At 47.8% G+C, this 8,192-nt stretch carries 6 protein-coding genes, 7 tRNA genes and 1 rRNA gene; 11 read left to right on the forward strand and 3 right to left on the reverse strand.

The genetic code is table 11. From position 1 onward, the window contains the following. The first annotated feature begins 27 nt into the window (after positions 1-27). Positions 28-1,776, forward strand: coding sequence for an ABC transporter ATP-binding protein (locus tag IEW48_RS10720; protein ID WP_276529780.1), 1,749 nt, complete (start codon positions 28-30; stop codon positions 1,774-1,776). Here the strand turns inward: IEW48_RS10720 and IEW48_RS10725 are convergent, their stop codons facing one another. Together IEW48_RS10725 and IEW48_RS10730 are read right to left on the reverse strand one after the other, a co-directional pair. Then, a complete protein-coding gene (locus IEW48_RS10725; protein WP_188623752.1) occupies positions 1,777-2,826 on the reverse strand; it encodes an FUSC family protein in 1,050 nt (349 codons plus the stop codon). It lies immediately after the preceding gene. Positions 2,827-2,902: 76 nt separating this feature from the next. Next, positions 2,903-4,231: a glutamate-1-semialdehyde 2,1-aminomutase gene (locus tag IEW48_RS10730; RefSeq protein ID WP_188623753.1), complete on the reverse strand. Its 1,329-nt coding sequence runs from the start codon at positions 4,229-4,231 to the stop codon at positions 2,903-2,905. Between the two features lie 89 nt (positions 4,232-4,320). On the opposite strand from IEW48_RS10730, the gene IEW48_RS10735 reads away from it, so the two are divergent. Together IEW48_RS10735 and perR are read left to right on the forward strand one after the other, a co-directional pair. After that, on the forward strand, positions 4,321-5,040 hold the full coding sequence (locus tag IEW48_RS10735; RefSeq protein WP_188623754.1) for an SDR family oxidoreductase: 720 nt from the start codon (positions 4,321-4,323) through the stop codon (positions 5,038-5,040). Between the two features lie 287 nt (positions 5,041-5,327). Next, on the forward strand, positions 5,328-5,795 hold the full coding sequence (gene perR, locus IEW48_RS10740) for a peroxide-responsive transcriptional repressor PerR (RefSeq protein WP_276529781.1): 468 nt from the start codon (positions 5,328-5,330) through the stop codon (positions 5,793-5,795). 115 nt (positions 5,796-5,910) lie between these two features. Here perR and IEW48_RS10745 read toward each other — a convergent pair whose 3' ends face one another. Beyond that, complete coding sequence (locus IEW48_RS10745) at positions 5,911-6,261, reverse strand: DUF2614 family zinc ribbon-containing protein (RefSeq protein ID WP_188623756.1); 351 nt, start codon at positions 6,259-6,261, stop codon at positions 5,911-5,913. A 180-nt stretch (positions 6,262-6,441) separates the two neighbouring features. Between IEW48_RS10745 and IEW48_RS10750 the strand changes: the two genes are divergently transcribed. The 8 genes from IEW48_RS10750 to IEW48_RS10785 all read left to right on the forward strand — a co-directional run. Then, a tRNA-Lys gene (locus IEW48_RS10750) sits at positions 6,442-6,517 on the forward strand. Between the two features lie 13 nt (positions 6,518-6,530). Then, positions 6,531-6,618, forward strand: a tRNA-Leu gene (locus IEW48_RS10755). 63 nt (positions 6,619-6,681) lie between these two features. Next, positions 6,682-6,756: transfer RNA gene (locus IEW48_RS10760), tRNA-Gly, on the forward strand. 8 nt (positions 6,757-6,764) lie between these two features. Then, a tRNA-Leu gene (locus tag IEW48_RS10765) sits at positions 6,765-6,854 on the forward strand. Between the two features lie 19 nt (positions 6,855-6,873). Further along, positions 6,874-6,950: transfer RNA gene (locus IEW48_RS10770), tRNA-Arg, on the forward strand. A gap of 4 nt (positions 6,951-6,954) precedes the next feature. Then, a tRNA-Pro gene (locus IEW48_RS10775) sits at positions 6,955-7,031 on the forward strand. 49 nt (positions 7,032-7,080) lie between these two features. Continuing rightward, positions 7,081-7,156 (forward strand) — tRNA-Ala (locus IEW48_RS10780). Positions 7,157-7,370: 214 nt separating this feature from the next. Then, positions 7,371-8,192: ribosomal RNA gene (locus IEW48_RS10785) — 16S ribosomal RNA — on the forward strand; the annotation flags it as partial.

Here is an 8,192-nt window from a genome sequence, read left to right on the forward strand (position 1 = left end):
AAATTGGCATGCTAGAGGGGAAGACGGGTGGAGAGTATCAAGCGCTATTTTCAATTTGTCAGGCCATACTGGAAAATGATTGGCATTACGATTCTTGTTGGGATCTTGAAGTTTGGAATCCCCTTGTTGTTGCCGCTGCTCCTGATGTATGTGATTGATGAGCTGATTCAGGCCAAGACATTAAGTCAGGGAGAAAGACTGAACCAGTTAGTCCTGGTGATGGCAGCCAGCTTTTTTATCTTTACGGTGATCCGTGCACCGGTGGAGTATTACCGCCAATTTTTTGCCCAATGGGTAGGCAACAAAATTTTATACGATATCCGGGCCCGGTTGTTTGAACACTTGCAAAAATTATCCCTCAGGTATTATCACAACCGCAAAGCGGGGGAGATTATCTCCAGGGTGATCAATGATGTGGAACAAACGAAAAATTTTGTCATGACGGGCCTGATGAACTTGTGGCTGGATTTTGTCACCCTGTTTATTGCTGTTGGGATTATGTTTTATTTGGATGCACGTCTGACGCTGGTGGCCATCGCGGTGTTTCCATTGTATGGCTTTGCGGTCAAGTATTTTTACCAGCGGCTGAGGATGTTAACCAGAAAGCGGTCACAAGCCTTGGCTGAGTTGCAGGGACATCTGCATGAGCGGGTGCAGGGCATGGCTGTCACCCAAAGCTTCGCCTTGGAAGAGCATGAACAACAGCATTTTGCCAAGTACAATGATCATTTTCTGGACCGGGCCTTGACCCATACCAGCTGGAATGCCAAAACCTTTGCAGTGATTAATACCATTACCGACTTGGCGCCATTATTGGTGATCTCCTACGGCGGTTATTTGGGGATTCAGGGTCAGCTGAGTCCGGGAGCATTGGCCGCTTTTTACGGTTATCTGGAACGTATCTACGGTCCTCTGCGCCGTTTTGTTAACTCTTCCACCATTTTAACCCAAGCGATAGCCTCCATGGACAGGGTTTTTGAGCTGTTGGACGAACCCTATGAGATTACGGATCGCCCCGGGGCCAGGACGGCCCGCAACATAAAAGGCGAGGTCAGCTTTGAGCAGGTCAGTTTCCGGTATCATGAGGATTCACCGTATGTGTTGAAGAATATCAACCTGCATGTGCAAGCGGGGGAAACGGTGGCCTTGGTGGGCATGAGCGGAGGCGGCAAATCGACGTTAATCAGCTTGTTGCCCCGCTTTTACGATGTGACAGCAGGGTCCATCCGCCTGGACGGGGTGGATATCAGGGATTATCAGCTGCGTTCCTTGCGGGAGCAGATTGGGATGGTGTTACAGGACAGTATTTTGTTCAGTGATTCAGTGCGTGAGAACATTATGATGGGGAATCCCCAGGCTTCTGAGGAAGAGATGGTTCAAGCAGCCAAAGCGGCCAATGCCCACGAGTTTATTATGGAACTGCCCCACGGATATGATACGGAAATCGGGGAGCGGGGGGTTAAATTATCCGGCGGGCAAAAGCAACGCATTGCCTTAGCCCGCCTGTTTCTGAAGAATCCTCCTGTGTTGGTTTTAGATGAAGCCACTTCAGCCTTGGATCTTGAATCAGAACGGATGATTCAGGAAGCTATTGAAAAACTGGCCAAGAACAGAACGACATTTATTGTGGCCCATCGTTTATCCACGATTGCCCATGCTGACCGCATCGTGGTCATTGAGAATGGGGAGATTGTGGAAGAAGGCACCCATGAGTCCCTGATGACCAAGCAAGGCACTTATTATCGTCTGTATCAAATTCAGGAGCTTGAGCATTAATTATGCTTCATGAAAGGAATAATAGCTTTCCACCAATTTATCCAGGCGTTTCAATGTGTCAGCATAATCAATCAGCTGGGCGAAAAGGGGAAATAAATGAATCCAGTCTTCATCCTGCTTTTCTTGGTTTTCCTTATATAAGGCCATAAATTGGGTTAACACCTGGTCTCTGCCGCTAACGACATCAGTTGGAATCACATGGGGATGGTGTGGCCGCAATTTCCGCTCGTATTTTAAGAGAATACGCTCGTGGTAATTGGTCAATATATCGATCTCTTTTTGCAGCAGTGCTTTTAAATCCGGGGGAACATAGGCCAGTTTAGTTTTATGTTTCTCAATGCTTTGAAGCAACGCAAACCCTTTTTGGTTAGCCTGAATCATTTTGCGGAACAGAACCAGCTTGCGTTGTTTGGTATAAGTCACTTTCCTGAAATAGGTGCGCTCTTCTTTGTACAGCGAATATAACTGGTCAATTTTCTTCAACAGATCCTTGATGCGCTTCACTTCTTCCCGGTATTTCCGGTCGTTCAGTTCATCCAACGTGCTGGAGCGCAAATAAGAAAGAATATCATAGTTGGCTTTATTTAATTCATGGTATAAACGTTCTTCGTATTTAGGCGGTAAGAAGGCCGCATTGACAATCACGGCTGAGCCAATCCCGAGCAAGATAAGCAAAAAGCGGTCCAGCGCAAAAAGGAGGAAGCTTCCCTCTGACCATTCCATAATGGCAATCACGGTCACAATGGCTAAGGGAATGCTTCTTTCAAAGCCCAACTGGAGATTAATGGCAATGATAATGACAACAACCAAGCCGACGACAATCGGTTCGTTGCCTAACAAATACGTAAAGGAAACGGCTAACACCGCCCCGATCACATTGGCTTGCAACTGTTCTAACACATTTTGCCATGAACGGTACAAAGAGGGCTGGATAGCCAATACGGCGGCTAATGCAGCAAAAATCACAGGTTCCATTTTAAACAAGGTGGCCAAATATAAGGAGAGGGTAACCGCGATTCCTGTTTTAATAATCCGTGCTCCCAGTCTCATCGAACTTGAATGCTCCCTTTAACAAGGTGATTTTCTCTGCTCAGCATATCCTATTCATTATAGTGTGTGCAATGTTTTAATCAACTTGTGCGGCCAATGTTTTAAATGTGTTGGCCACGGCTTGCAAGGTGTCTTCCACATCTTGATCCGTGTGCCGGATGGTTAAAAACCAGGCTTCGTATTTGGAAGGGGCTAAATTAATGCCTTGCTTCAGCATGCCTTTAAAGAATGTGGCAAACAGGCGGTCATCACTTTTGGCCGCATCCTCATAGTTTTTCACCTGGTCAACACCAAAATAAACCGTAAGCGCTCCTTTAAACCGGTTGATAGTCACAGGAATACTGAACTGCTGCGCTAATTGGTGAATCCCTTCTTCCAATTTCTGGCCTAATCGATCCAGATAAGCGTATGTTCCTTTCTCTTGCAGCACTTCCAGACAAGCGATGCCTGCTGCCAACGAAAGGGGATTCCCGGCCATTGTTCCGGCTTGGTATGCTGGTCCTAACGGGGCTACTTGCTCCATGATTGCCTTCTTTCCGCCGTAGGCGCCGATCGGTGTTCCGCCACCGATGATTTTACCCATGGCGGTCATGTCTGGTTCAAGTTGAAGAATGTTTTGAGCCCCGCCATAGGTAAAGCGGAAGGCGGTAATCACTTCGTCATAAATAATCAAGGCCCCTTTCTGGTGTGCCAGCCGGTGTACCTCTTCCAGGAAGCCTGGTTCAGGCATGACGATGCCAAAATTGCCCACAATCGGTTCAACTAGGACGGCAGCTACTTCCTCGCCCCAGGTAGTTATGGCTTCTTCAAAGGAGGCCAGGTCATTAAACGGCACGGTAATAACCTCTTGGGCAATACTGTGCGGAATCCCGGCGCTGTCTGGGATACCTAAAGTGGACGGACCTGAACCGGCAGCCACCAGGACAAGATCGGAGTGGCCGTGATAGCACCCGGCAAACTTGATGATTTTAGTCCGGTTGGTGTAAGCGCGAGCCACGCGGATGGTTGTCATCACCGCTTCGGTTCCCGAGTTCACAAAGCGGATCTTTTCCAGGGACGGAATAGCCTCCCTTAGCATTTTGGCGAATTTAACCTCCAAAGGTGTAGGCGTGCCGTATAAGGTCCCCTTGGCAGCTTGTTCGGCAATCGCCTGCGTAATGTGGGGGTGGGCATGTCCTGTAATAATCGGGCCAAATGCACCCAAATAGTCAATGTAACGATTCCCATCCACATCCCACAAGTAGGCGCCTTCCGCCCTCTCTATAAATACAGGTGTTCCTCCGCCAACGGCCTTGTAGGAGCGGGACGGGCTGTTCACTCCGCCGACAATATATTCGCAAGCTTCTCGATAGTATGCCCCGGATTGATCATATGTCCTGTTATGATTAGTCTTTTTGTCTTCCAACTTGATCTCCTCCTTTTTTAATGCGTTATTATTGTATCATGGGCTATATTGGAGATACTAGTAATCAGAAAGATAAGGAGGCAACGCGCATGTTAAAGAACAAAGTGGCCATTGTCACCGGTGCCAGCCGCGGGATCGGCAAGGCGACAGCTTTTAAATTGGCCCAACACCAAGTGCAAGTGGTTTTATTCAGCAGTTCAGAGGAAGTGATGGAGACGGCCCAGGAGCTGGAGCATCTGGGGCACCGGGTGTTAGCGGTTCGCGGGGATGTGGCCCGGGAAAGTGATGTTCAGTCTTGTGTCACTCAAACCATTGAACAATATGGGAAAGTGGATATTTTAGTGAATAATGCCGGCATTGGTTTCTTTAAAGAGGTGGAAGCGACCTCTCTGGAAGAATGGCAGCGCTTGTTTGCAGTCAATGTGCAAGGGGTGTTTTTATTTACGGAAGCGGTCTTGCCTTACATGAAAGAAAGGGGGCAGGGCACAATTATTAATATTGCTTCAGACGTGGCGAGAAGAACAATTCCAAACGGAGCAGCTTATACGGCTTCTAAATACGCCGTGCAGGGATTTACTGGGGCGGTGGCCCAGGAAGTGCGCAAACTGGGCATCAGGGTCGGAACCATTAATCCCGGAATGGTGGATACGTACTTTAATAACAGTATTCAAGGTGATCCGCAAAAAAGAGACTGGCTTAAAGCGGAGGATGTGGCTGATGCTGTCATTTATATGGCCAGTGCACCAAAACATATGGTGATAGATGAAGTCATGCTTCATCCATTAATTCAAGAATACCCCAATGTTTAATAATCTTTTAATGATCATTTGTATCGTTAAGTTAAACAGGGAAAGACTATTTCCGCGGAAATATGCGAACGCTCGACAAATATTGATGTGGAGTTTAAAGTAAATAAACTCTCGTCGCAAAAAAAGAAACTAAGGTGGCATTGGTGTATCATGTTAATCCTCGATTGCAAACCGTTTGGTTCGCTTTTGGGGGCATCAGCATTGACAAAAAAGCACGGTGCCTGTAGTATGTTAGTAAATAGAGGTGTGATTTTTGGATTGGTTTATTCGTAATGAGGTGTATGATCATGGCTGTGTCCAATCAATTAGCACGAGCGCTTGACACATTAAAGAAAAAAGGCGTCCGTATGACCCCTCAACGTCATGCAATTTTATCCTATTTAATTAATACCATGGGTCACCCGACAGCCGATGAGATTTATCAAGCATTGGCCGATCAGTTTCCAAATATGAGTGTGGCCACTGTGTATAATAATTTACGTTTGTTTAAAGAGGCTGGTTTGGTTCACGAACTGACCTATGGCGATGCATCTAGTCGTTTCGACGCTAACGTTGAGGCACATTATCACGTGATTTGTCGTGAATGCGGCAAAATAGTGGACTTCCGTTATCCATTTCTATATGATGTCGAGCGTGTGGCATCTGAAAAAACAGGGTTTCAGGTTGAATCTCACCGCATGGAGTTTTACGGCTATTGCACTGAGTGTAAAGAACAAGTTAAACTTAAAGATAAACAGGTTAACTGGATGAATTAAGATCTAAAGTTTTTGCAGTTCTTTGAGTGTAGCAGAATTCGAAAACGGTATTTAAAAGCTGAGATAAAAGAGGTCCTGGTTCAGGACCTTTTTTATTTGTGGTTCTTTTGTAGTTCTATTGTGTAGAATTGATGTCTGTTGATTGTGTTGAATGTACGTCTGTGGCCTTTTGGGGATCTAGAGTAAGCTTTTGCTTACAGTGCATACATTCATCTACCTTACCCAGCATTTTAGTAGTTTTATCGCAATTGGGGCAAAGGACATATACTGCTCTGGTTGAAGAAATGTATCCGATCCAAAAGTAAACTAAAGTGCTGGCCAAAACCATCAGTAATCCTAAAATGATAAACAGCCACATCGCCCATTGGGCCTGGACAAAAAACGAGCCGTACATGACAATCATGCCACCAAAAACAAGCCCCAAGGCAAACGTGCGAATAATATTGATTTTACCTTTTCCAAACATCGTCGTCCCTCCCGCTGACATTAAGTATATCATAATTGTCAGTTATGATTGAGAGGATTCGGTGTGATATGTTTAACAGTTGTGTGTCCTTCATGATGCAGAAAGTGGAATGAAAAAAAGGGGTTGATTTTGGCTAAAATACGTGTTATTATATCAGTTGTCCGTTGGGACAGAACACGTGAGCCGCTAGCTCAGCTGGTAGAGCATCTGACTTTTAATCAGAGGGTCGAAGGTTCGAATCCTTCGCGGCTCACCATTTCCATTTTTATGCGGGTGTGGCGGAACTGGCAGACGCGCTAGGTTCAGGGTCTAGTGCCCTTTACGGGCGTGGGGGTTCAAATCCCTCCACCCGCACCATTGCATTGTAAATGCTTGAGATACTATGTGTTCAAATGAATATTGTTTGGCCAACATGCTAATGCGGAAATAGCTCAGGGGTAGAGCACCACCTTGCCAAGGTGGGGGTCGCGGGTTCGAATCCCGTTTTCCGCTCCATGTTAATTGCCGGGGTGGCGGAATTTGGCAGACGCACAGGACTTAAAATCCTGCGGTTGGTGACAACCGTGCCGGTTCGAGTCCGGCCCTCGGCACCATTTGAAAATAGTGGATTGTGGGCCCTTAGCTCAACTGGATAGAGCGTTTGACTACGAATCAAAAGGTTGGGAGTTCGAGTCTCTCAGGGCCCGCCATTGTCGGGGAGTGGCTCAGCTTGGTAGAGCACCTGGTTTGGGACCAGGGGGTCGCAGGTTCAAATCCTGTCTCCCCGACCATGATATTTTGAATCGCCAGTCTGTTTGGTGTTATTTTTTGTTGAAATATGGGGCCATAGCTCAGTTGGGAGAGCGCCACGCTGGCAGCGTGGAGGTCAACGGTTCGATCCCGCTTGGCTCCACCAATCATTTTGGCAAAATAATGATGATTGAATTGGTATGTATACTGTGGTATATTATATAATGTTGCCAACATGAACAGCTTTTAAAATTTAAATTTGCGATTGCTTATTGACACACTTTCTTTTGTGTGTTATGATCGAAAACGTCTTTCAAAAAGAGAACCTTGAAAACTGAACAAAGCACAAGCGTGCGGGGCTCATTCCTCTGGGATGAGCTTTGATGGAGAGTTTGATCCTGGCTCAGGACGAACGCTGGCGGCACGCCTAATACATGCAAGTCGAGCGCGTGAAGCTTCCAGAAGCCTTCGGGCGGACGGGAGTGGATCGAGCGGCGGACGGGTGAGTAACACGTAGGCAACCTGCCTGTAAGACCGGGATAACCCCGGGAAACCGGGGCTAATACCGGATAGGACCTTCGGTCGCATGACCGTTGGTTGAAAGGTGGCCGCAAGGCTACCGCTTACAGATGGGCCTGCGGCGCATTAGCTAGTTGGTGAGGTAACGGCTCACCAAGGCGACGATGCGTAGCCGGCCTGAGAGGGTGACCGGCCACACTGGGACTGAGACACGGCCCAGACTCCTACGGGAGGCAGCAGTAGGGAATCTTCCGCAATGGGCGCAAGCCTGACGGAGCGATGCCGCGTGAGCGAGGAAGGCCTTCGGGTCGTAAAGCTCTGTTGTCAGGGAAGAACAAGTACCGTTCGACAAGGGCGGTACCTTGACGGTACCTGACGAGAAAGCCCCGGCTAACTACGTGCCAGCAGCCGCGGTAATACGTAGGGGGCGAGCGTTGTCCGGAATCACTGGGCGTAAAGCGCGCGCAGGCGGCCTCTTAAGTCTGGTGTGAAAGCCCGCGGCTCAACCGTGGAGATGCACTGGAAACTGGGAGGCTTGAGTGCAGGAGAGGGAAGTGGAATTCCCGGTGTAGCGGTGAAATGCGTAGATATCGGGAGGAACACCAGTGGCGAAGGCGGCTTCCTGGCCTGTAACTGACGCTGAGGCGCGAAAGCGTGGGGAGCAAACAGGATTAGATACCCTG

Source organism: Caldalkalibacillus thermarum, from assembly GCF_014644735.1.
Lineage (GTDB): Bacteria > Bacillota > Bacilli > Caldalkalibacillales > Caldalkalibacillaceae > Caldalkalibacillus > Caldalkalibacillus thermarum.

Coding starts and splice junctions, on each gene's coding strand:
- IEW48_RS10725 (WP_188623752.1), bottom strand. CDS start 2,826: ATGAGACTGGGAGCACGGATTATTAAAACAGGAATCGCGGTTACCCTC.
- IEW48_RS10735 (WP_188623754.1), top strand. CDS start 4,321: ATGTTAAAGAACAAAGTGGCCATTGTCACCGGTGCCAGCCGCGGGATC.
- perR (WP_276529781.1), top strand. CDS start 5,328: ATGGCTGTGTCCAATCAATTAGCACGAGCGCTTGACACATTAAAGAAA.
- IEW48_RS10745 (WP_188623756.1), bottom strand. CDS start 6,261: ATGTTTGGAAAAGGTAAAATCAATATTATTCGCACGTTTGCCTTGGGG.